21 protein-coding genes and 1 pseudogene are annotated in these 23,221 nt (G+C 38.5%); 16 read left to right on the plus strand and 6 right to left on the minus strand.

The features are described from left to right. Nucleotides 1-341: 341 nt before the first annotated feature. From VB713_RS20665 to VB713_RS20675, 3 genes are all read left to right on the plus strand, one after another. Nucleotides 342-3,023 carry an EAL domain-containing protein gene (locus tag VB713_RS20665; protein ID WP_323313384.1) on the plus strand — a complete coding sequence of 894 codons (2,682 nt, stop codon included), beginning with the start codon at nt 342-344 and terminating at the stop codon, nt 3,021-3,023. A 125-nt stretch (nt 3,024-3,148) separates the two neighbouring features. Beyond that, nucleotides 3,149-3,331 carry a hypothetical protein gene (locus VB713_RS20670; RefSeq protein WP_323313385.1) on the plus strand — a complete coding sequence of 61 codons (183 nt, stop codon included), beginning with the start codon at nt 3,149-3,151 and terminating at the stop codon, nt 3,329-3,331. A 414-nt stretch (nt 3,332-3,745) separates the two neighbouring features. After that, the gene (locus tag VB713_RS20675; RefSeq protein ID WP_323313386.1) at nt 3,746-4,168 is read left to right on the plus strand and encodes a hypothetical protein; all 423 of its coding nucleotides are present in this window, start codon (nt 3,746-3,748) and stop codon (nt 4,166-4,168) included. Between the two features lie 242 nt (nt 4,169-4,410). Here VB713_RS20675 and VB713_RS20680 read toward each other — a convergent pair whose 3' ends face one another. After that, a complete protein-coding gene (locus VB713_RS20680) occupies nt 4,411-5,334 on the minus strand; it encodes a 1-aminocyclopropane-1-carboxylate deaminase/D-cysteine desulfhydrase (RefSeq protein ID WP_323313387.1) in 924 nt (307 codons plus the stop codon). Between the two features lie 80 nt (nt 5,335-5,414). Between VB713_RS20680 and VB713_RS20685 the strand changes: the two genes are divergently transcribed. Next, nucleotides 5,415-5,978, plus strand: coding sequence for a pyridoxamine 5'-phosphate oxidase family protein (locus tag VB713_RS20685; RefSeq protein ID WP_323313388.1), 564 nt, complete (start codon nt 5,415-5,417; stop codon nt 5,976-5,978). Between the two features lie 20 nt (nt 5,979-5,998). Here VB713_RS20685 and VB713_RS20690 read toward each other — a convergent pair. Further along, nucleotides 5,999-6,133 (minus strand): annotated as a pseudogene (locus tag VB713_RS20690) (DUF1499 domain-containing protein); the annotation flags it as partial. Between the two features lie 321 nt (nt 6,134-6,454). Between VB713_RS20690 and VB713_RS20695 the strand changes: the two are divergent. From VB713_RS20695 to rnhA, 6 genes are all read left to right on the plus strand, one after another. Continuing rightward, a complete protein-coding gene (locus VB713_RS20695; protein WP_323313409.1) occupies nt 6,455-6,880 on the plus strand; it encodes a GNAT family N-acetyltransferase in 426 nt (141 codons plus the stop codon). Between the two features lie 4 nt (nt 6,881-6,884). Beyond that, the gene (locus tag VB713_RS20700; protein ID WP_323313389.1) at nt 6,885-7,349 is read left to right on the plus strand and encodes a cupin domain-containing protein; all 465 of its coding nucleotides are present in this window, start codon (nt 6,885-6,887) and stop codon (nt 7,347-7,349) included. Between the two features lie 38 nt (nt 7,350-7,387). After that, nucleotides 7,388-8,380, plus strand: coding sequence for an alpha/beta hydrolase (locus VB713_RS20705; RefSeq protein WP_323313390.1), 993 nt, complete (start codon nt 7,388-7,390; stop codon nt 8,378-8,380). Nucleotides 8,381-8,454: 74 nt separating this feature from the next. Continuing rightward, complete coding sequence (locus VB713_RS20710) at nt 8,455-8,685, plus strand: hypothetical protein (RefSeq protein ID WP_323313391.1); 231 nt, start codon at nt 8,455-8,457, stop codon at nt 8,683-8,685. After that, complete coding sequence (locus VB713_RS20715) at nt 8,667-8,957, plus strand: hypothetical protein (RefSeq protein WP_323313392.1); 291 nt, start codon at nt 8,667-8,669, stop codon at nt 8,955-8,957. The genes VB713_RS20710 and VB713_RS20715 overlap by 19 nt, the downstream gene beginning before the upstream one ends. Nucleotides 8,958-9,142: 185 nt before the next feature. Then, nucleotides 9,143-10,051: a ribonuclease HI gene (rnhA, locus tag VB713_RS20720; protein ID WP_323313393.1), complete on the plus strand. Its 909-nt coding sequence runs from the start codon at nt 9,143-9,145 to the stop codon at nt 10,049-10,051. 259 nt (nt 10,052-10,310) lie between these two features. Here the strand turns inward: rnhA and VB713_RS20725 are convergent, their stop codons facing one another. The 4 genes from VB713_RS20725 to cruF all read right to left on the minus strand — a co-directional run bounded on the left by VB713_RS20725 (nt 10,311) and on the right by cruF (nt 17,760). After that, nucleotides 10,311-12,140 carry an EAL domain-containing protein gene (locus tag VB713_RS20725; protein ID WP_323313394.1) on the minus strand — a complete coding sequence of 610 codons (1,830 nt, stop codon included), beginning with the start codon at nt 12,138-12,140 and terminating at the stop codon, nt 10,311-10,313. A 1-nt stretch (nt 12,141) separates the two neighbouring features. Next, nucleotides 12,142-15,138, minus strand: a complete 2,997-nt coding sequence (locus VB713_RS20730) for a PAS domain S-box protein (RefSeq protein WP_323313395.1) — start codon at nt 15,136-15,138, stop codon at nt 12,142-12,144. A 283-nt stretch (nt 15,139-15,421) separates the two neighbouring features. After that, a complete protein-coding gene (cruG, locus tag VB713_RS20735; protein ID WP_323313410.1) occupies nt 15,422-16,588 on the minus strand; it encodes a 2'-O-glycosyltransferase CruG in 1,167 nt (388 codons plus the stop codon). 269 nt (nt 16,589-16,857) lie between these two features. Further along, on the minus strand, nt 16,858-17,760 hold the full coding sequence (gene cruF / locus VB713_RS20740) for a gamma-carotene 1'-hydroxylase CruF (protein WP_323313396.1): 903 nt from the start codon (nt 17,758-17,760) through the stop codon (nt 16,858-16,860). Between the two features lie 324 nt (nt 17,761-18,084). Between cruF and VB713_RS20745 the strand changes: the two genes are divergently transcribed. From VB713_RS20745 to VB713_RS20770, 6 genes are all read left to right on the plus strand, one after another. After that, nucleotides 18,085-18,516: a hypothetical protein gene (locus VB713_RS20745; protein WP_323313397.1), complete on the plus strand. Its 432-nt coding sequence runs from the start codon at nt 18,085-18,087 to the stop codon at nt 18,514-18,516. Nucleotides 18,517-18,660: 144 nt separating this feature from the next. Further along, nucleotides 18,661-19,818 (plus strand): glutamine-hydrolyzing carbamoyl-phosphate synthase small subunit, encoded by a 1,158-nt coding sequence (gene carA, locus VB713_RS20750; protein WP_323313398.1) that lies wholly within the window; start codon nt 18,661-18,663, stop codon nt 19,816-19,818. 165 nt (nt 19,819-19,983) lie between these two features. After that, entirely contained in the window at nt 19,984-20,352 is a 369-nt protein-coding gene (locus tag VB713_RS20755) for an STAS domain-containing protein (RefSeq protein ID WP_323313411.1), read from the plus strand. A 596-nt stretch (nt 20,353-20,948) separates the two neighbouring features. Next, the gene (locus tag VB713_RS20760) at nt 20,949-21,431 is read left to right on the plus strand and encodes a Mini-ribonuclease 3 (protein WP_323313399.1); all 483 of its coding nucleotides are present in this window, start codon (nt 20,949-20,951) and stop codon (nt 21,429-21,431) included. A 92-nt stretch (nt 21,432-21,523) separates the two neighbouring features. Next, nucleotides 21,524-22,513, plus strand: a complete 990-nt coding sequence (rlmB, locus tag VB713_RS20765; protein ID WP_323313400.1) for a 23S rRNA (guanosine(2251)-2'-O)-methyltransferase RlmB — start codon at nt 21,524-21,526, stop codon at nt 22,511-22,513. Nucleotides 22,514-22,600: 87 nt separating this feature from the next. Beyond that, a complete protein-coding gene (locus VB713_RS20770; RefSeq protein ID WP_323313401.1) occupies nt 22,601-22,903 on the plus strand; it encodes a DUF1816 domain-containing protein in 303 nt (100 codons plus the stop codon). Nucleotides 22,904-23,221 lie beyond the last annotated feature (318 nt).

The raw sequence follows: 23,221 nt of genomic DNA on the forward strand, positions 1-23,221 counted from the left end.
GATCAACTACCGAATTATCAAACATTCTGACTCCTGACTCCTGAATTATTACGAAATTTGCAAAAATTCAGATTATATTTTTATTAGCAAGATAGTTTTCGCGGTGTATAATTTACCACCAAATTAGTCATGAGAGGTAAATAACCAAAAATACATCTGAACCGGTTCATTTTTATAAAATCAGGTCATGATGAGCATGGTTATTAATTTCATTTCCCAAACTTATAACAGCATGATCATTTTTTCTTGGAGTTAGTTTTTGTTGCCAGTATTTAGTCCAGAAACTAAAAAAATAATTTTTACATGACAAATCAACAAATATGAGAATTTAAGGAATAGCTATGGCAGAAAATGAACGGGAGAAAATTCGGCACTTACTGGTTGTGAGTGATCCAGAAGGACAGCGAACTATCCCCCTGCTAGAGACTACTTACTCTCTAGGTCGGGATATCAGAAACGCCATTGTTCTGAGATCTAGATCTGTATCGAGACAACACGCAATTCTATTGCGTGTCACTATTCCTAACACAGACAAATATGGATTTCGGATTATTGATGGTAACTTCAATGGCAAAAGAAGTACTAACGGCTTAATTATTAATGGCATTAAATATTTTTCTCATAACCTCCAACATGGAGACACGATTGCCTTTGGTAATCCTCAAGCGCAAGCTCAATATTATGCTATTTCTAACCTATCAGAGGAAGAATTTAAACAATCTTGTAAAGCGGCTGACTTATCTGGATTTTTAGCAGGACAAGGAGATCCTGTTAATCCTTTTGATACCCTAATTGTTTATGAAGACAACGGTGAAGAATCTAGTGATTCTCTGTTAACTCGACTGGCTTCCTTTCCAGAACTCATCCCTAATCCAATTATCGAAATGGATTTAGAGGGAAACGTCACATATCTTAATCCAGCCGCAGCGCTTAAGTTTCCCAGACTGAGGGAAATTGCCAAGAAACACCCTATTTTGGCAGGACTGGTGAGTGCAGTTGAAAATCAAGAAGGTAAAAATAACTCTTTTGTTAGAGAGGTAGAAGTCAACGAAGAAATTTTTGAACAATCCGTGCATTACTTACCAGAAAGTGATTTAATTAGAACTTTTATTATTAGAGAAATTACTGAGCAGAAGAAAGCTGAAGCAGAATTGCAACAACGCGATCGCTTACTTCAAGCAGTTGCTGAAGCTGCTAATTATTTATTGGCAGAAATGAACTATGAAATAGCAATAGAAAAAGCACTTGCTACATTTGGGGCAGCGGCCAATGGCGATCGCATTTACCTCTTCCAAAACCATCCCCATCTCACCACAGGGGAAATGGCAATGAGCCTACAGTTTAAATGGACAAAAGCTGGCGTAGCACCATCCCAACACCATTGGCAAAATCAATCTTATCAAACTTCCGGACTAGGACGCTGGTACAGTACTCTCTCTCTAGGAAAGCCCATTAGTGGACTCACCCAAGGGTTTCCCGTTTCAGAACAAGAAATCCTGCGCCGAGATAAAATTAAATCCCTCTTGCTTGTACCATTGCGATTAGAAGAAGATTTTTGGGGCTATCTTGGGCTAGTAGACTGCACCTTAGAGCGGATTTGGTCAACCCATGAAAAATCTAGCTTATTGACTATGGCTGCAATTATCAGCGGCGCTCGTCAGCGACAGCAAGTAGAAGCTAAAATTCGCTATCAAGCCCTACATGACCTACTCACCGGATTGCCCAATCGTTTGCAGTTTAACGATATACTAGCTCAAACTATAGATAAAGCAGACGAAGAGCAAAAAAGTCTAGCTGTAATGTTCCTCGATCTAGATCGCTTCAAAATGATTAATGATACTTTGGGACACACACTAGGGGACGAACTATTACAAAACGTAGCTCAAAGACTTACACACTCTCTGAGACCAGGAGACACTATTGCCCGCTGGGGAGGTGACGAATTCACTATCCTGCTGCCCCAAATTAGTGATAATCAACAAATAACCCAAGTAGCTGCCAAAATTTTACAAGCCATAGAAGAACCTTTTTATCTGCATGGACACGAACTGTATATAAGTTCTAGCCTTGGCATTTCACTCTTAAATAAACATAGTCCTGATGCTGAAACCTTAATCCAGCACGCAGATGTCGCCTTATATTATGCCAAAGACGAAGGCAGAAATAACTACCAATTCTACAGAGAATCCCTGAGTGCAAGAACTCCCGAACTCTTAAGTTTAGAAAAAAGCCTGCGCCATGCCCTAGAACGGGAAGAATTCATTGTTTACTACCAACCTAAGGTAAACATCATCACCAGAGAAATTACTGGTATGGAGGCTTTATTGCGTTGGAATCACCCTGACATGGGAATAGTCGCCCCTAATATCTTCATTCCCCTAGCTGAAGCAAGCGGATTAATTATCCCCATTGGGGAATGGGTATTAAGGAAAGCTTGTACTCAAAATAAAGCTTGGCAAGATGCTGGCTTCTTACCCATGACTATTGCAGTTAATCTTTCTCCCAAGCAGTTCCGTCAACCCAATCTAGTGGAAACAGTAGCTGCAATTTTAGAAGCAACAGGACTGGAATCGCAATTTTTAGAATTAGAAATCACAGAGACAACGGCGATTGAGGATCTCAACTTCACGCAAATTGTGTTAGGAAAATTACAGCAAATGGGCGTACTCCTTTCCATTGATGACTTTGGTACAGGTTATTCTTCCCTTTCCCGCTTACAGGTTTTACCACTCCACAATTTAAAAATTGATAGATCATTCATCAAAGAATTGACACAAGATAATACAAATAACAAAGTAGCCCATATCATCAAAGCGATCGTTGCCTTAGGACGTAGTTTAGGCTTAAGACTGATTGCAGAAGGAGTAGAAAAGTCTGAAGAACTAGATTTTTTGAAGTCAATTAAATGTGATGATGTGCAAGGATTTTTGTTTTATCGACCTCTTTCTGTTCAACAAGCAACAGAATTGATTACCAGTAAATCTAATATCTCTCAGCAGTCCCCACCCCCATCTGAGTCCTGAACCCGCTACTCAACACAAGTACTCTGTAAGCACAGCTAAGTAAGCCGTGGGGCTTTACAGCACTATTCTAGTAAATTGGTTGAGTAAGCATTTACACTAAATAAAATCCATTCAGAGGAATACTAATGAACCGTTCCCAAATAGTTGCCATCATTACAGGTGCGATTTCGCTACTACTAGCGATCGCTTATTTAATCATTGTCCAAATCCTTGACTACCGAGACATGAAACCTGCTCCTATTAGCCAATTGAACCCACCAGCAATCATTGCAACAAGCAATTTCTCTAATTTGTATTCAGAAATCTAGTGATTTTAATATCAGTGAAGTACAGTTTTTGATATTTAAACCTGTAGGGGCTGGGTTTCCCTGCCCTCTCGATTTTATTACATCCTATCAAACAAATTCGTAATCCAATACTTGTCGGTTAAGCTAAAAACATTAAATTAGGTAGGTTGGGTTGAGGAACGAAACCCAACATTTACGGACTTTTATTGGGTTGGGCTGTCGCTACAAAAATTCTTAACCGAGCAGTATTGATTCGTAATCCATATTCAGATTGTCAGTTGCACTACAAAATTCTCAAAAACAGTGCGTTAGGCTGGATTTGATGCACTTTAATAAACTGCATTAAACATAGTTTATAGGTTGTATTGTTTCCAATGAACAAAATAACCTCACTATGAGAGTTCGCAACCTAAAATCCTAAATTGGTGTAAGCCTGTGTCTGATTTAGCACTATACAAATATCTCCCCCGCCTTCCTGAAGCAGCACTACAAGAATTTACAGAATGGTGTGTTTTAGAGCAATCAAAAGCCGCAGGATTAGAATTTAAACCTGATGCAACTAAGTTAAAAAACTTAGCCCCAGCAGATTATTTAAAACAACTAATTGACCAATTCATGAAAGTGAAACCAGACCCCATTAGAGCCGGTCTAGTAGCAGTAATTGCTGGCAAAGAATCTGATAAACATAACTTGTCAGGTTTAGCAGCCATAGTTGATTTCGTTTCACTTTACGTTAAATATTTAATTCCTAAAGATGGTACTGATCCAGAGGACGCAGAAGGGATATTAGCTAAAGCATCACAACATCAGTATGAGCAACTTACGGAAATTGCTAAAAAACATGATGTAGTTTTATAAATCAATACCTTGTCCAAATTGGAAAAAGCCTTGATTTGTAGATTGGGTTGTGGAACGTGAATGTTCACGGAGTGTGGCGTAAGCCATAACCCAACCTACAGAAAATGGACAAGGTATTACAAATTACAAATTATTTTAAGGATTCAGGATATTTGATATAGCAAGGAACAGAGACAAGAAGAGAAAAATATTCTTCCTTCTTCCTTCTTCCTCCTGACTCCTGACTCCTGACTCCTGAATTCTTACGAATTTAATAGTTGTTTAATCCCCATATTTCCTTGTACGCCACCCGTATGTATTAACAAGATACGTCCTGGTTTAAAATATCCCTGCTGGAGTAAATTCATCACTCCATAAAACATTTTTCCTGTATATATATAATCTAAAAGTATGCCGTGTTCTTTATTGAAATTTTGGCAAAATTTTATTAATTCCTGATTTACTTTTGCATAACCTCCAAAATGATAATCACACACCAGTTCCCAAGATGCAGAAAAATCAACTGGTATAGGTAAACCAGAATCGAGATAAATTTTGAATAAACTGTTGATTTCTTCTCTCAGAAATTCCCCACCTTTTAATACCGGAAAGCCAATAATTCTTTGTCCTAAATGTAATGATAGGGCAATACCCGCTAGTGTTGTGGCTGTACCACAGGCTAGACAAATTGTATCAAATGCTGCTGTTGTTTGTAGTATTTCCGTACAGCCGCGCACACCATTGAGATTACAACCACCTTCGGGAATAATAAATACTTCACCAAAGCGTTGTTTTAAGTCTTCCTGTAGTTTTGTTGTGTGGCGTTGACGATATGTTGTGCGATCGCAGTAAACTAGTTCCATCCCCTGTTCTACTGCAAAACTCAGTGTAGGATTAAGCGGTAAAGTTTCCTCTCCACGAATCACCCCAATAGTACGGAAACCAAAAATCTTACCTGCGGCTGCGGTGGCAAAAATATGGTTAGAATAAGCACCTCCAAATGTCAGCAAGGTTGAGAAATTTTTTTCCTTAGCTTCCATAAGGTTATATTTCAGCTTAAACCACTTATTACCGTTAACCTGTGGGTGCATCAGATCAAGACGTAATACGTATAACTCTACACTAGCATTATCAGCAATTTGACTATTAATTTGCTGTATAGGTGGAGAAAGAAAAATTGAAGACATTCAGAATATTCAGCCTTGCTAAATTACCAATTAAGAAATAAGCTGGATATGGGAAATTGCCACACTTAATTAAACAGTATATGGCTAAAGTTTTTGACTATATCACTGAAGAACTGCAAAAATTTATTGCAGCCCAACACCTATTTTTTGTAGGTTCTGCACCTCTGAGTTCTACAGGTCATGTTAACCTTTCTCCCAAAGGTTTAGAAAGCTTTTGTATCCTTTCCCCCAACCGAGTAGGTTACTTGGATGTAACAGGCAGTGGGAACGAAACCTCAGCCCATTTGCTAGAAAATGGCAGAATTACATTTATGTTTTGCGCTTTTCAAGAACCACCTTGTATTTTGCGTCTTTATGGACAGGGAAAAACGATTTTACCAGATTCCCCAGCATGGAATTCCTTATATTCCCTATTTTCTCCCATCCCTGGAACTCGACAAATAATTATTGCAGATATTGAACGTGTACAAACCTCCTGTGGTTTTGCAGTTCCTCTTTATGAATATCAAGGACAAAGAGACACTTTAGTGAATTGGGCTAGTAAAAAAGGTGAACAGGGAATTAAAGAATATCACCAACAGAAAAATTTTGTTAGCATTGATGGTTTATTAACTCCTTTGTTTCAAATTCACAATCAAAAATGAGTTGATTAATCAATTATTATTCAACTTTTAAAAACCTTTAAATCACGCAAAGCTAGACGAATTTGTTCCATACGTCTACGATTGACATAAAGATCCGACTCTCCCACACGAGATGCTGAACGGATATGAATTACTAACTCATCATCTGGTAAATATAGCGTTTCCTAGTATAGTGAAGTACAAAATCATCTGCGTTTATCTGCGTCCATCTGCGTTTAATGATTACAGCTTTTACCTCACTTGAATAGTAATTGCTATAAAACTCCACATCATCAATAAATTTTAAGATGCGGCTTTGGTTGCATTTACTCTCAAGTAAAAATCGAGGTTATGGTGATATTGATGTTCAAATTAGAGAAATGTAAATTGCTAAAACTCAAATTTGGATATCACCTCCACTTCACTTTTTGCTGCTGTAATCCATTCTTGGATTGCAGGTAATGATTTCTGGAAATCAAATTACTCAACAATCAACCATGAATTACCAAATTGTTAACCAATTAAATGAAAAGCAAATTTACGAACTTGTGGAATTATATAAAAATGAATTTTGGAGCAAAAATAGAACATTCCAGCGTGTTGCTAAGATGCTAGAATTATCAGATATTATTATTGCTATGGTAGGTGATGATGAAGAATTGATTGGGTTTTGTCGCGTTCTGACAGATTTTGTTTATCGAGGAACTCTTTATGACGTAATTATTAAACCTAATTATAGAAATATGGGTTTTGGTGCTAAATTATTAGATGCAGTAATTAATCATCCACAGTTACGAGAAGTAGAACATATTGCTCTTTTTTGTTTACCAGAAATGATGCCTTTTTATGAAAAATGGGATTTCAAAAAAGCTATTAATGGAATTGAATTAATGTTTCGTGATTACCAATTATCTGAGGAATAACATCATGATTATTAATCCAGATAACGTACCTCATCGAACAACTTCTGCATATCCAGATGTATTTAAATCTCGAATCGCAGGACGAATTAAACAAGCTTTAGGAAATGCAGCCGGATTGAAAAATTTTGGTGTGAACTTAGTCACTCTAGCACCAGGAAGTTGTTCAGCATTAAGACATTGGCATACTCAACAAGATGAGTTTATCTATATCATTCAAGGTGAAATAACTTTAGTGACTAATGCAGGTGAGCAAATCCTCACACCGGGAATGATGGTAGGTTTCCCCGCAGGAGAAATGGATGGTCATCAACTTGTAAATAAATCTCCAGAAATAGGAATTTATTTGGAAGTTGGAGATAGAACTCCTGGTGATGAAGCGCACTATCCAGATGATGATTTAATTGCTAAATCTAGTGATGATGGAAAATGGATTTTCACACACAAAGATGGTACTTTGTACGATACTTAAAATAAAACATCATTCAATAATTCAGGAAAATTGAAATTTTGCTATCAAATTTATTTAACTGGCAATCATTGATTTTATTAGGAATCACTACATATCATCTAATTGCCAGTATCCAAGAAAAATCAAAAATACCACCCATAGGAAAATTGATTGATGTCGGTGGACATAAATTACATCTTTATTCTGCTGGAGAAGGTAAAATAACAATAATTTTAGATCATAGTCTGGGAGGAATAGATGGTTATTTTTTAGTAGAAGAATTAGCAAAAATTTCCCGCGTTTGTATTTATGACCGAGCCGGATATGGTTCGAGTCAATCTAGTAATAAACCTCGGACAAGTGAAGAGATAGTTAAAGAATTACATATACTTTTAAAAAAGGCAGAAATTGAACCACCTTATATCTTAGTTGGTGATTCTTTTGGTAGTTACAATATGCGTCTTTATGCTCATCATTTCCCAGAAGAAGTAGTAGGTATGGTTTTAACAGATGGTTTGCATGAAAAACAGATGTTAGCAATGCCATTGAGTCTAAAATTATTAAAATCATTTTTTACAGTTTCTTTTTTAATTGCTTCATTGGGTGCAGCATTAGGCATTGTCAGGTTTTTAGGGATAATAGGCGCTTTTGAAGTTCTCAAAAAAGAACTGCGTCAGTTTTCATCAACCACATTAAAAATCGTCAAAAGGTCTTTTTATTCGTCACGACATTGGTTGACTATGTTTCGAGAAATGTGGAGTTTAAATAAAAGTGGTTATCAATTGCGAAAAGCCGATTATTTTGGGAATATGCCAATTGTTAATATCAAAGCTGCTAATTTTCTTAAGCCTAGTTTGGGAAGGTTTTATTTTTCCATTCCACCTGCTGATAAACTGCGAGATAAAATACAATCTGATTTACTTTTACTTTCGACTGATTGTGAACAATTATTAGCTACAAAAAGTAGTCATTTTGTTTGGATAGATGAGCCGGAAGTTATTTTGACAGCAGTGAGAAGAGTTTTAGAGAAAGTTGAAAAGACAAAGTATTAATTAACGTAAATAAATACAGCATTTTCACGCTATTTGCTAAAATAACAACTTAAAGCGTTACGAGTTAACAGCAGATGCTCAAGCGGTTTTGGCATCGCCAAGTAGAAGCAGATTTAGCTAATCTTAGTCCTGGATTAACTTTGCTGCAAAATCTTAATAGCACTATTCAAGGAATCATTGACTTAGAGGATGTTTTAAAAGTTTTCGGCGATTATAAATCGCTACTACACAAGCAAAGTCCACCTCCGTGGACTAACACAAAATTAAGGTTTTCAAACCCACGCAGGTGGGTTTTGTCTGTGTAGCCGCGACTTCTAGTCGCCATGCGAGTAATAATTTAGACTTTTCAAACAACCTCTTAGAACAAACGAAAAGCGATCGCACTCTCAATACTACCATTGCGATCGCAGGTATCGGACTTGCAACCAGCCAAATCGCTTCCTCTGTCCTGGTTTCTCAATTCCCACCATCAGCAAAAACCCCATTTATCATCACCCCATCTTTCTACATTAGCGTTGTCACTGGAGTGATTGTCAGTATAATAGCCTGGATATTATTGACCAAAATTCGGCGCTAATTCGTTCTTTTATCTTCTCTGCGATTCCATACTATAACCAATACTGCTCGGTTAAGGCTTAAAAGTCATTATATGGTAGGTTGGGTTGAGGCACGAAACCCAACATTATCAAGGATTTTGTTGGGTTTCGCTGTCGCTCAACCCAACCTACATTTCCTTAACCGACAAGTATTGATACTATAACCATGTCTACCGAACGCATAATTGAAAGCATATATACAGATGGTGCTTGTACTGGCAACCCTGGCCCTGGTGGTTGGGGTGTAGTTGTTTACTTCCAAGATGGCTCAATTCACGAAATGGGAGACGCATCACGCCATACCACCAATAATAAAATGGAAATGCAAGCTGCGATCGCAGCTCTACAATTTCTAGAAACATCTGGACAAACTCAATCCATTATCCTCTACACCGATAGCGAATATCTGATCAACTCTGTTACCAAATGGATGTCAGGCTGGAAAAAGAAAGGTTGGAAAAAGTCAGACGGAAAACCTGTCCAAAATCAAGACCTCTTAGAAACCCTCGACCAACTCAACAGCCGACTCGTAAAATGGCAACACGTGCGCGGACATTCTGGTAACATAGGTAACGAACGTTGTGATGTGATTGCTCGCTCCTTTGCCAGCGGCAAAATCCCATCTCTTCAACAATTATCCTCTGGAAATTCTCACCAAACTTTACCTAGTAAGCAGGAAATAAATGTCATAAAAGTATCTGACTCCGCAATAAACTCTACAACCATTAACAAAAATATTCTGGAAAGCAGTACTTTTCCATCAGACACAATCACTATGGAACCATCTACAGCATCAGCTGCGACGACAACCGATGAAAAACCTTCTGAGATGAGAGTTTTACAACTTCGCAACTTGGTTGAAACTCTGCGGATTGCTGACGAAATTTCTGAAAAAGGCTACTTAATCACCAGTTCAGAACTAGCAGACCTGATGGATGTCCACGCCAGTGCTGTAACCAGTCGAGGAGATCAATGGCGTTGGCGCAACTGGATAGTTTCACGGGTACGACGTGAAGGTAATCAAATTCTTTGGGAATTAGAACGAGGTGATCAAATAGAAAGTGAAGCTGACTGAAGATATAGCAAAATTCAAGAGTCAGCCCTATAGCTTGCGTGACGACGTAGAAATCATCAGCTTGGCGTTAGTATCGGCTCGTCTTCGACACACTACGTGAACGCTCAGGGCAAGGAATCAGGAGTAAAACTGGCTTTGAATTTAGATTCTGTACCGTATGGCTATGCCACGCAAGCTATTGGCTAACTTCTACTGAGCTTTGGCATTAGCCATATTACGCTCATTGAAACCTCATTTATCTGCAATCTGCTGTAATTCATCACCACTTTGGTGCAGAAGCAAGTAAATCCACAACTGATTTAGCCACTAAAGGTTCAGAAAATAGATAACCCTGACCAAAATCGCACCCCAAATTTCGCAGTTGAGCTAATTGCTCTATGGTTTCTATACCTTCAGCAGTTGCCTTCATTTCACTTGTATGAGCCAGGCTAATGATAGTTGAAATTAAGCCGATATTCCGGGAATTTTGCTCTAAACCATAGACAAAAGATTTATCAATCTTAAGTATATTGACCGGAAATCTATGTAGGTAGCTTAAAGAAGAATATCCTGTGCCAAAATCATCAATACATAACTTAATTTGACATTCTCTCAATTGCTGTAAAATTACCGCAGCTGCTTCACTATTTTCCATAATGGCACTTTCAGTAATTTCCAGCTTTAAATTTTGTGGATTCAGCCCAATTCTTTGCCAAGCTTGATTAATTATTTCCAGTAAATTGGGTTGAGAAAATAATTTAACTGAAATATTAACACTAATAGAAATATCTTCATTAACTACTTTTTGTTTTTGCCAATTGCGTAACTGACAACAAGCTGTTTGTAATACCCAAGTATCTATATCCGCAATTAAACCCGTTTCTTCTGCTATAGGAATAAACGCCGACGGATAAACCATCCCCCTAGTTGGATGCTGCCAGCGGACAAGCGCTTCAAATGCGCTAATTTTGCCTGTACTTAGAGAAATTATCGGCTGATAATAAACAATAAATTCTTGTCTTTCAATCGCTCTTTTTAAATCATTTTCTAACTGTAAAAGCTTACTTGCTTGCTGATACATATCAATAGTAAAAATGCAATATCTAGACCTGCCTTGGGATTTAGCATGATACATGGCAGTATCAGCATCTCGCAACAATTCTTGAGGTTTCTCATAGCTACTATTGCTGACAACAATACCTATACTTGCAGTAATAAAAACTTCAGCTCTAGATAATTGAAAAGGAACTGAAAGCTTTTGTGAAATTTGAATAGCAACTAGTTTTACATATTCAATATCTGGAATCTTCTCTAAAAAAACAGCAAATTCATCACCGCCTAATCTAGCTAAAATATCAGTATCTCTCATTAAAGTTTGTAGCCTAATACCAATAGCAATTAATAATTCATCTCCTACCAAATGTCCAAGAGAATCATTGATAACCTTAAAGCGATCGCAGTCTAAAAATAGCACTGCAAACTGATAATTAGATGCTATCTTAGAAAGATTCAGTGCATCATCTAAGCGTTCCATTAATAAAGTTCGATTAGACAAATTAGTCAGCGGATCATGTAAAGCTCGGTACAATAGTTGCTGTTCTAACTGCTGTCTTTCCCATAATTCTCGTTTGAGGTCTTGATTAGCTAGTTCTAACTGTAAAGTCCGTTCTTGGACTTTTTTTTCTAATTCTATATTTAAGTTTAAAATTTTTTGTTCTGCTGCTTTTAATGACAATTGATTTTTCACACGAATAAAAACTTCTTCTGCATGAAATGGCTTAGTAATATAGTCAATACCACCAACTTGAAAAGCTTTAACTTTATCTAAAATATCATCTATGGCGCTTAAAAAAATTACTGGAATTTTGCTAGTTCTTTCATTAGCCTTGAGTTGTTGACAAACTGTATATCCATCCATTTCTGGCATCATAATATCTAGTAAAATCAAATCTGGCAACAGATTTTGGCAAGCTATAATCGCCATTTGCCCATCTAATGCTTTGCGAACAGAATAACCTTTTTCAATAAGAATTTTGGATAAAAACCGTAAATTATCCGGCGTATCATCAACTATGAGAATATCTTTTTGAATAGCGCTAAGTGTAGACATTTTACTCATTGTTAGCCTGGGTTAATTGCATAATTTTTTTAAATTGAAAATTTAGTGCCAATTCCCTCAGAGTAGTAGCTAAAATCTGATTTTCTGGAGTTATTTGGGCAATTAATTCTAAAACACTTTCATCACTACATTGAGAAGCCGCAAGATTTAAATGCTGCCGCCATTCACTCGACATTTTTAATAAGAGTAAAACTACTTGTGCTTCTGAAAGTTTTTCCTGATGATGAGATTCCATAACATCATCATTTTCATATATGTATTGCACTCCTATGTGTTGGCTAATTTTCTCTAATAAAATTTCTTCTCGGAAAGGTTTAGCAACAAAATCATCACAACCAGAAGCTAAAATAATTTGGCGATTTTCTTCAAAAGCACTGGCAGTTAAAGCCACAATTTTAGTAGCTTGACCTTGTGGTGTGGCTTTAATTTGTTGTGTAGCTAAAAACCCATCCATTACAGGCATCCGCATATCCATAAAAATTAAATGTGGTTGCCAATTCTGCCAATAATCAACTGCCTCTTGTCCATTTTCAGCTTCACGAATACTAAAACCAACTCTTTTTAACAATTTAGTTAATAATAAACGGCTATCTTTCATATCATCCGCAATTAAAATTCGATATTCTGGTTGATTCGGTGCTAAAAAAATAGGTTTACAATTTAGTTTTTGGATAGAAATTTCGTTAGCACTAGCTGCATAAATTGGGATTTCAAACAGAAATAAACTGCCTAAACCGGGATAACTGCTAACTTGAATATCTCCTCCCATTAGCTGTACATATTTGCGGCTAATAGTTAAACCTAATCCCGTACCTTGTTGATATTGGATACTTTTTACTGTTTGTTTAAAAGGTTCAAATATTAAATTAATTTCTTCAGTTGCAATACCATCACCAGTATCTTCTATTTCAAAGCTAATTTTGTAACAGTTAGTGAATGGTTCGCTTTTCAGATTTTCGTTTTGCTCAAAACAAACAGCTTTGACTCTCAATTCAATACTACCCTTAGCTGTAAATTTAATAGCATTTCCTAATAAATTGAGCAAAATTTGCCGCAATTTACCTTCATCAGCACGTACATAGAGAGGTAGAGATTGATCATAATTAAAAATGAGTTGCAACCCTTTAGATTCTGCTTTTAATTGCAACATTTTTTGTAAATTTTTTAGAAATACTACTAAATCAAAGCTGTTTTCGTTGAGTATGCTTCTACCTGCTTCAATTTTAGACATTTCGAGAATGTCATTAATTAGTATCAACAAATGTTCGCCAGCCCGATTAATAATTCCTATTTCCTCTTGATGTTCTATAGATAAAGAATTGTCATGGCTCAAGATATTTGTAAAACCAAGAATAGCATTAAGAGGAGTTCTCAATTCATGGCTCATATTCGCCAAAAATTCTGACTTAGCACGGTTAGCAGCATCAGCGTCTAATAAAGCTTGTTGCAGTGCTATTGATTGTTTTTGAGTCCGTTCTAGTAATTCAACTTGTTGCAGTGCAACTCCTAATTGATTACCAATTTGCACGACTATATTGACTTCGGCTTCCTGCCATTGTCGGGGAACAGAATTTTGATAAATTGCCAATAAACCCCAAAGTTTATTGCTAGAGAAAATAGGCACAATAATATAAGCTCTAGCTTGAAATTGCTCTAAAAGTTGAATATAACAATCGTCAAATCCTGCTTGATAAATATCTTCTACAATTCGGTAACTCGTCCCTTGGCTATAAAGACCACCTTGAGTTTGTTGGAGATAAGTATCTTTTACTAAAATTGAATTTTTATGAGCATCATCATCTTCATTCTTGCTATTAAAATCTCTGACTACACATCTTTCATTCGATAGTAAATTTTTCTGTAGTTGGGGATTATTATTTTGTTCTTCCCATAAAGAAATCCAGCCTACACCTACAGATTCGGCAACGAATTCTCCACTCCAGTCAGAATTGAAACCATAAACAACAACGCGATCGCAATGGATAACTTGCCGTAATTCTGAGGTGGTAGCGGCAAAGATGGTTTTGATATCTAATGTTTGTCGCATTCTCCGAATTGCTATTGCTAATGCTTTCTCTCGTTCTGCACTTTTTTGCAATGCTACTTCTGTTTGTTTTCGTTCAGTAATATCTGTATGGGAACCACTGAGGCGATAAGGTAGTCCTGATTCATTTCTTAGTGCTGCACCCCGTACTGAAACCCAACGATAAGAACCATCTTTATGTCGGGTACGAAACTCCACTTCATAGGCAGGAATTTTATTTTCTAGATAGTCATTTAAAATGGACATTACTTGTTGACTATCATCTGGATGAATGCATTCTTGCCATGTTTCCATAGTATTAGGCAATTCTTGATTTGCATATCCCAAAATATTTTTCCAACTAGGCGATAGATAGACTTTTCCTGTTAGTAAATTCCAATCCCAAATACCAACAGCAGTTCCTTCTACAGCTAAAGTGAACCGTGCTTCACTCTCTCGCAATGCTTCTTGAGCTTGTTTTTCTGGAGTGATATTGCTAAATGTGCAAACAAAACGCTCTAATTTTTTATGTTCAGATATTTGTGGATCAATATTTAATAATAACCAGAGTATATTGGTGGCAGAATTGTGAGATAAACCAATTACGTAATTACGTACAGGCTGCTGTTGGATCAGTGCTTCTCTGATAGGTAATGTTTTAGAGGTTAATGGTTTACCATCTTCGTCTAGCATTTGCCAATTGAGTGCAAAAATACTTTTATTTTGTAAATCTGTCTCTGTTAGTAACAGCAGTTCTCTAGCAACGTGGTTGCTCAAAATTATTTTACCCTCTGCATCCAAAAGCAATACACCTACGGGCATTTCCCGAATTAGTGAGCGAAAAAGTTTTTCACTTTCTTGTAATGGTTCTTGTCGGATTAATTGGTCTTTATATTGCCGATATAATATTAAGGTAACTAAAATTCCAAGTAGTATAAATAAGGTAGCAATAGTTCCAAAAAGCATAGATATTTATCCCATGCTGCTAAATGAATGACTATAGATTGAGTGTAAGGAGGCAGGAGGCAGGAGGCAGGAGTCAGGAGTCAGAAGTTAAGGAGTTAAGGAGGCAGGAGGCAGGAGGCAGGAGGCAGGAGTTAAGGAGGCAGGAGTCAGGAGGCAGGAGTTAAGGAAGAAGGAAGAAAAAGAAGTAATGAAAGAGGAAGAAGAATATTTTTCTCTTCTGTTCCCTGTTCTCTGCTATATCAAATATTCTATGTCCTGAATCCTTACGATTGAGTGACGTTATCTAATATTTCCTTCCTCGCCACTCTTGGGGAACGCGGAACGCAGACAAAAAGATTCGTAACACCGCCAGAGGATCGGCTAAGGGGGAAAACCAGAATAACCAGCCTCCTTTGGCATTTTGAAGATCATAGGAAGGTGCGATCGCTAATAATAAAGCAAAACGAATTATTAATAAAAATATATTCAGTCCCAATACTAAGGAAATGGGAAGATAGGGCGATAGAGCAATAGGCAGATAAGCCAGAACTATTAAAAGCGGTAAACCCTGTACTGAAGATAATAGCCATAAATCACCCCAAATCTGAGCGCGGGAAGCAGCATCTTTTAAATCAAGGCTGCGCCCCCATTCCTTCCAAGTTTCCATTGCCCCTTCATACATCCTTACTTTTAGCACTTTTGCCCCATCCAAAAACCCTACTTTAAAGCCTTGTGCCGCAATATGCCGCGCCAAAGTCACATCATCACAAAAAGAACTCCTAGCACTGCTATAACCATTTACAGATGCTAGAACTGAGCGACGACACAAAAAACATTGTCCATTTGCCATCACTCTTTCTGGTTGTTGAGTGTGAATACCAGCAGGATCAAATCTATACAATAAGGTCATCAGTAAAGCCGGTTGTAACCAACACTCTCCTGGAGATTTGAGAATAAACTGAGGGGAAAGAGAAACTAAATCATAGCCCTCAGCTTGGGCTGTTTTCACTAAACTTGCCACCAAACCAGGATCAGGCTGGGTATCGGCATCCATTCCTAAAAACCACTCACTGGCCTCTGAACTAAACAAAAAGCCATTATGTAACGCCCAAGGACGGCCTACCCAACCAGGGGGTAAAGGATCATCTGTGATAAGGCGAAACCGGGGATCTTGTTGCTGTTTAGTTTTTACCAAGTCGGGAGTACCATCTTGGGAATTGCTATCGACGACAATTATTTCTCGGACTTCGTAGCTTTGCTGACTTAATCCAGTTAATAACGGACTAATTCGCAGTGCCTCGTTTAATGTAGGGACAACAACGCTCACACTCCCCAATAAATCTAGTGTTGGCTGTTCTGGTTGGAGGGGGGGATGTCGTCTTGGGCCTTTCAACAGGCGTGAAAGTAAAATCGCCGTTGCTGGTACTTGAATAAGTAGTAATAAGAGGGAAATAACGCTTTCTATGATCAAGATAATTAGTAGTTGCAATTTATAACTTTGACAATACCCGACCTAAAGGTGCAAGGTTTTTTGGTTCAATGAGTCCAGAATAGATGAAGTTGGACTTTCTTTTAATTACGAATTACGAATTAGTAATTATTTAGCAGTGCTGAGTAGAGTATATATTTAGGTTACTCAGCACTAGTGCAGCATGGCGACAATAACTATCCAGAGAAAAAGGTTAAAAAGCTTATTAAACAAGCTTTCCTCCCTCCTTCTGCCTCCTTGCACTGGTTGGCTTACTTGAAAGCAACTTTAACGCTGGCGACAGAAACTTCTTTTGTTGCTGGTTCAATAGCTACGGATGCATCGGGACCTCTCAACCAAAGTGCTACAGCTGGTGCTACACCCAGTATCAAGCCTAGCAATACGGGGATGGAGAAGCCAGCAGCCAAGCTCATAACGGTGGCAAAACCAAAGTTACCCAAATAAACTAGTAAAGGGATATTGAGTTGCGATCGCTCTAATTTGATGGGGTTGTTTCTCCACAATAGCGCCGCTACTGTCATAAACAGGGAACCTGTACCCATCCAACCAGCAAAGTTTTGGTAAGGCATTCCAAAGAAAGCCCCTGGTTGTTGCCAATACCAGAAGGGAAGCGCAGTTTGACTCATGGCCGGATCTAGGACAAAATCCCAAGATGTCAGCAATAACGCGCCCAATGCGATCGCACTTATATGACGCAATAAGCTGGGTTTTTTGTCTACTTCTAAACCTACCCGCGCCAATAGGTAAGAAACGCATCCTACATAAAACCAAGACAAAGGAATTGTGAACGGCACTAAACCCGCAATTTTATAACCCAAGCCACTTAGATAGCTGTAGTGTCCAAAAGGAAACCCTGTACTAGTTCCCAATAATTCACTAGTCAAAGAAATTAATATTGAAGGCACTAGAAAGCCTAAAGTGCGACCTAAACCCAAAGTCCGGTTAGCATACAAGAACACACCGACTGCACCGAAAATCATATAAGCCACACCACCACCAGCCATGCTCCACTGCATGACAGTTTGCCCAACCTCAGATAAGCTCAAAATTACTTCGGCATTAGGAATAACTAGTAATATCCCTACTAGTCCAAAGACCATAGACACGATATGACCAATCAGGCATACGCGCTCAACGATAACAAGTTTTTTCATGAACCAGTCCTTAACCTTAATAAAATGTGATATGCGGCCATTCGACTGCTAACAGTTTACAAATGTTTAAGATCATAATTTAACTAATTTTTACAAAATAATCCGGGAAAATTGATACTGTACTAGTGATTTTCGTTGGACACAGTATAAATGTTTATTAATTGAGTACATATTTATTAAAATGGAGCAGGGTATGATAATTATCTGTATATAGCGGGGATCTGCCTTTTTCGATAAAGTTAAAAGTCTTGAGATCAGATAAATTCTTTGTATCGCCTAAATTTGTGAAATAATATCCGCACCTGCTACTGGGAATACCAATCTATGTCAGTCTTCAAAAAAATTCCTTGGTTTTCCCTAGCACTAGTACTACTGAGTTATAGTACTTTGGGCTGGGTGATATCTGAAACAAAAGCTCCTTGGTTCGTGTGGTTAATTGTGATTGTTGCTATCTTGTTGTTGCTAATTAGCTTGACGACTCCTTGGTCAAAACTAGCAGAATGTTACAGCATTTTTTTTAGATCCAATGTCAGGACTTTTGGTATTACCGTTTTAGCAGCTTTTCTATTTTTTATGATGCTGGCTTGGTTTCGAGTATTCCTTGATACTTTACTTATGCTCTCAGCAACTATTTTAGTCAAAATAGACTTCCAGGCATCTGGGTTCAAAGAAGGACTATCTTTCTGGTTCACGTCTATTTTTTCACTAGTAGGTTTAGCAGCAGGCGCTCTATTGTACCAAATTAAATTAATTTAATAATTGCTCTCAGAGTCCAAAGAACGTTAACTCATGGGATAATAAGCAGTCGCAGTATGGAACTGGGGAGATGGGGAGGTTAATAACCCTAGCAATTACCCATTACTAAATATCCAATTACGAATTACCAATTACGAATTATTTATGTCTTTATCTGACGCAATACCAGCTTTACTTGTCTTGGCAGATGGCACCACTTATCGCGGTTGGTCTTTTGGTGCTATGGGAACCGCAATTGGCGAAGTGGTGTTCAACACTGGCATGACTGGATATCAAGAAGTGTTAACTGACCCTAGTTACAGAGGTCAAATTGTCATTTTTACCTATCCCGAATTAGGGAACACTGGGGTTAATTCTGAAGATGAGGAATCAGCCAAACCTCAAGTCCGGGGTGCGATCGCTCGCAACATCTGTCACAAACCCAGTAACTGGCGCTCTACACAATCCTTACCAGACTACCTCAAACAACACCAAGTCCCCGGCATCTTTGGCATTGATACCCGCGCCCTCACCCGCAAAATTCGGATGTTTGGAGCGATGAATGGTGGTATTTCTACATCAATTACTGATGAGTTAGAATTATTAGAACTGGTGCAAGCTGCGCCCAACATGGCAGGATTAAACCTGGTCAGAGAAGTCACTACCCCAGTTATTTATGAATGGTCCCAAGCCACCACCGCAGCTTGGGAATTCAACCCAGAAAATGTGGCAAAAATTGGCGAAACCTTCACCGTTGTTGCCCTTGATTTTGGTGTCAAACGTAATATCCTGCGTCGCTTGGCTAGTTATGGTTGTCGGGTGATAGTTGTTCCCGCCGATACACAACCAGAAGAAATTCTTAAATACAATCCAGATGGAATTTTTCTCTCCAATGGACCCGGTGATCCAGCCGCAGTCACAGAGGGTATTACTACCGCCAAAGCACTGCTAGAAAGCCAAAAACCCATGTTTGGTATTTGCATGGGACACCAAATTTTAGGTCATGCCTTAGGCGCAGAAACCTTTAAACTTAAATTTGGGCATCGTGGTTTAAATCAGCCGGCGGGTTTACATCAAAGGGTAGAAATTACTAGCCAAAACCACAGTTTTGCTATTGATCCGGATTCGTTACCATCAGCAGTGGTAGAGGTTAGTCATCTGAACTTAAACGATCGCACCGTTGCTGGGGTACGTCACAAATCTCTACCTGTATTTTCTGTACAGTACCACCCAGAGGCTAGTCCCGGACCCCACGATGCAGATTACTTGTTTGAGCAATTTGTATTAGAAATGCAAACAGCACGACAAGCTGCGATCGCTTAAATGAAGTAAAAATAGAAAAATGGCAAGATTGGTAATGGGTAATGGGTAATGGGTAATGGGTAAGAGTCTTTACCAATCACCAATCCCCAATCCCCAACCTAGACAACTTGCTCAAAAACCATCTATACTTGAGCGTTTACTTTCAGTTAAAAGGACGAGGAGGGAATTATTGCTGAACCACTAAATCTAACCGTAAGCCTGAGAGGCACTCGCGAAGTCCGGGATAACTGTCAGCTATTCCGCCTCACAGGTTTGTTAGACGCTTTTTCTGAGCCGACATTTCGCAAGGTATTAGGCAGTAAGATTGACGAAGGCCCAAAGCACATAATTCTAGATCTCTCGCAAATTGACTTTGTGGATAGTTCCGGTTTGGGTGCGCTGGTACAATTAGCCAAACAAGCAAACGCCACTGGCACTTTGCAAATTGTCACTAATGCCCGTGTAACTCAAACGGTCAAGCTTGTTCGCTTGGAGAAATTTCTTTCCTTGCAAACAAATGTCGAAGCAGCTTTAGAAAACATCAAGCCATCTTGATTGCTTGACCAGAAAAAATCAATTTGGCTATCCAAATACACAATATTGGATAGCTTAATTTTTACAAATTCTGCAAAAAACCTCTCTCCTTGTGGGAGAGGCTTTTAAGAAAAAGTACCGAGTGCTGAGTATTGAGTGCTGAGTGCTGAGTATTGAGTACTGGGTTGAGAAAGGGAGATTAATTATTTGCTCTACATTTAGCGTCGAAATTAATCTTCTTTCTGTTTGCATACCAGCCAGTGTCTCGAAGAGTTATTGATTAAGTAATCGAAAATTTTAGCCTCAATTAAATTACAAAAATTAAATAGGGCTGTAGTCACTAATTTTAGAACAGTATTCATTCCTGAAAGCCTTGAATAAACTAGGTTTATATTCATGAATCAGAACTCAGAACTCTGCACTCAGGACTCAGCACTCTGCACTCAGGACTCAGCACTCTGCACTCAGCACTCAGCACTCATAACTCAGCTATAGCTTCAGTAATTTTTGTTAGTGTTGAATATTATCAGTATGTTATAATGGCATACTGCACAAAAAATAAACGTTCGTGAAGACAATCGCCCGTTATGTTTAGTAGGTCAAGGAATTATTAACTTGTGAAGCCCCAGGAGGAAGAAGCTAAAAATGAAGGAGATGAAACTGCTCTGCAAGATTCATCTGCAATCCCCGCATTGTTGGTAAACACGACCCAATTACCTCAAACAATCATATCTCATGCACAAGTGCGACAACTTTCTCCTTCTGCCTTGGCTTACTTGGGGGATTCAATTTACGAACTTTATGTTAGAATGTTCTTTCTGTTGCCACAGCAACGGCCAGAAATTTACCATCGTTTGGTAGTGGCGCAGGTCAGAGCGGAAACACAAGCGCTACATTTGCGATCGCTGACTCCTGAATTAAGGAGTAACGAGTTAGAAATTGTCCGCCGAGGTCGCAATGCTGCCACAAGCCGCCCTAAGCGACTTAATCCTGAAATTTATCAACAGGCAACTAGTCTAGAAACTTTAGTTGGCTATTTATATCTCACCGATTACTCACGTTTAATGGAACTTTTACAAAAACTCCATCTAGAGAAATAGTGAATAGCTCAATCTCCTGATGGAAAAATTAATTGCCAAGGTTAATTAAATTGAGCCGGGATGCCCACCTATCTGCTACAACCAATACTCCCATGTCTAATCAACCAAGAAAAATCAATACTACTAGCGAATCAAAACGTATGCAACCCATTAAAATCAAAGGCAAACGAGTTATAGCTAATCCTACTCGTCATCAAGGCAAAGCAGAAGGAAAATCCTTCTCAGGTAGACAACGTCCATCTCACCGAATTTCTCTACCAGCCCCAACCATCAAATCAATAGAAGATAGCAACTCAACAGAAGATAATGACCTAATTTATGGTCGTCATCCAGTTTTAAGCGCATTGGAAAGTCATCGCAATCTCAACCGTCTCTGGATTACAACCCGTCTCCGTTACGATCATCGCTTTCATCATTTGATTCTCCAAGCTAAGGAAAATGGCACAGTCATTGATGAAGTTGATCCCAAACGTTTAGACCAAATCACCGACGGTGCTAATCACCAAGGTATAGCAGCACAAATTGCTCCTTACGCCTATACAGAAATAGAAGATTTAATTACAGAAGCAAAATCTGTCACAGATCCTGTAATTGTCGTTGCTGATGGCATCACAGATCCTCACAACTTAGGGGCAATTATTCGCACCGCAGAAGCAATAGGCGCTCAAGGATTAGTTATTCCTCAAAGACGGGCTTCGGGGATCACTTCAACTGTGGTAAAAGTAGCAGCAGGTGCTTTAGAAAACTTTTCTGTAGCTAGAGTCGTTAACCTTAGCCGTGCTTTAGAACAACTCAAAGAAGCTGGTTTTTGGATTTACGGAACTGCCGCCACAGGTAGCGAACCTCTACATACAGTGAATTTTAGTGGCCCTATCGTTTTGGTAATTGGTGGAGAAGGCGAAGGTCTGAGTATGCTGACACAACGTTCTTGCGATGTTTTAGTATCAATTCCTTTACAGGGCAAGACTCCTAGCCTGAATGCATCAGTCGCTGCGGGTATGGCGCTTTACGAAATTTATCGTCAACGTTCCTTAAATACCCTCTATCTTGATAAATTACGCACAGTTTCTTTGAAAAAATAGCCTAAAAGTGTATAAAGAAATGTAAAAAAGAATAAATCTAACATATTGTTTAACACCCTGTAAACCGTTTATAAATTGGTGAAAACCATGAAAACTATTTGGCATAACCTCAAGGAACAGCTGATTAGTATATCTAACAGTTTTGGATTTGCTTGGTGGGTAGAGATTGTCACCCAGAATCCCCGTTGCACATACTACTTCGGTCCTTTTTTCAGTTCGGTGGATGCCACATTCGCCAGCAAGGGCTATTTAGAAGATTTAGAAATTGAAGGAGCGCAGGGTATTGTAGTCAATATTAAGCGTTGTAAACCTGATGATCTGACAATTGCTGAAGACTTGGGGGAAAGGATTGACCGTAAAGTAAAGCCTGCCTTTAGCGGTCAAGTATAATCTCAATCAATAGGCCGCCATCGTTCTGGGCTGGCAATCTGGAAACGATGGCAAATACAGCAAAATTCAGAATTCAGGAGTCAGGAGTCAGGAGTCAGGAGTCAGGAGTCAGGAGTCAGGAGTCAGGAAGAAAATCTTCTTGATAACTGAAACATCTTCAATTTCTGTGTGATCAAGAAAATATTTTCCTGTTACCAGAAGTGTTGAGACAAGTTATCCAGCCACATTCATTTACTGTGGATGCGATTGTTATTTTACCAAATCATTTATATTGTATTTGGACATTGCCACCAGGGGAAATTTTGACAAGGTATTTTT

Source organism: Anabaena cylindrica UHCC 0172 (assembly GCF_034931625.1).
Lineage (GTDB): Bacteria > Cyanobacteriota > Cyanobacteriia > Cyanobacteriales > Nostocaceae > Anabaena > Anabaena cylindrica_A.

Bases quoted from the DNA above. Each gene is read 5' to 3' on its own strand.
- VB713_RS20770 (WP_323313401.1), top strand. From the start codon at position 22,601: ATGAAAACTATTTGGCATAACCTCAAGGAACAGCTGATTAGTATATCT.
- VB713_RS20725 (WP_323313394.1), bottom strand. From the start codon at position 12,140: ATGTCTACACTTAGCGCTATTCAAAAAGATATTCTCATAGTTGATGAT.
- VB713_RS20665 (WP_323313384.1), top strand. From the start codon at position 342: ATGGCAGAAAATGAACGGGAGAAAATTCGGCACTTACTGGTTGTGAGT.
- VB713_RS20700 (WP_323313389.1), top strand. From the start codon at position 6,885: ATGATTATTAATCCAGATAACGTACCTCATCGAACAACTTCTGCATAT.
- rnhA (WP_323313393.1), top strand. From the start codon at position 9,143: ATGTCTACCGAACGCATAATTGAAAGCATATATACAGATGGTGCTTGT.
- VB713_RS20695 (WP_323313409.1), top strand. From the start codon at position 6,455: ATGAATTACCAAATTGTTAACCAATTAAATGAAAAGCAAATTTACGAA.
- VB713_RS20745 (WP_323313397.1), top strand. From the start codon at position 18,085: ATGTCAGTCTTCAAAAAAATTCCTTGGTTTTCCCTAGCACTAGTACTA.
- rlmB (WP_323313400.1), top strand. From the start codon at position 21,524: ATGTCTAATCAACCAAGAAAAATCAATACTACTAGCGAATCAAAACGT.
- VB713_RS20670 (WP_323313385.1), top strand. From the start codon at position 3,149: ATGAACCGTTCCCAAATAGTTGCCATCATTACAGGTGCGATTTCGCTA.
- VB713_RS20685 (WP_323313388.1), top strand. From the start codon at position 5,415: ATGGCTAAAGTTTTTGACTATATCACTGAAGAACTGCAAAAATTTATT.
- VB713_RS20710 (WP_323313391.1), top strand. From the start codon at position 8,455: ATGCTCAAGCGGTTTTGGCATCGCCAAGTAGAAGCAGATTTAGCTAAT.
- carA (WP_323313398.1), top strand. From the start codon at position 18,661: ATGTCTTTATCTGACGCAATACCAGCTTTACTTGTCTTGGCAGATGGC.
- VB713_RS20680 (WP_323313387.1), bottom strand. From the start codon at position 5,334: ATGTCTTCAATTTTTCTTTCTCCACCTATACAGCAAATTAATAGTCAA.
- VB713_RS20730 (WP_323313395.1), bottom strand. From the start codon at position 15,138: ATGCTTTTTGGAACTATTGCTACCTTATTTATACTACTTGGAATTTTA.
- cruF (WP_323313396.1), bottom strand. From the start codon at position 17,760: ATGAAAAAACTTGTTATCGTTGAGCGCGTATGCCTGATTGGTCATATC.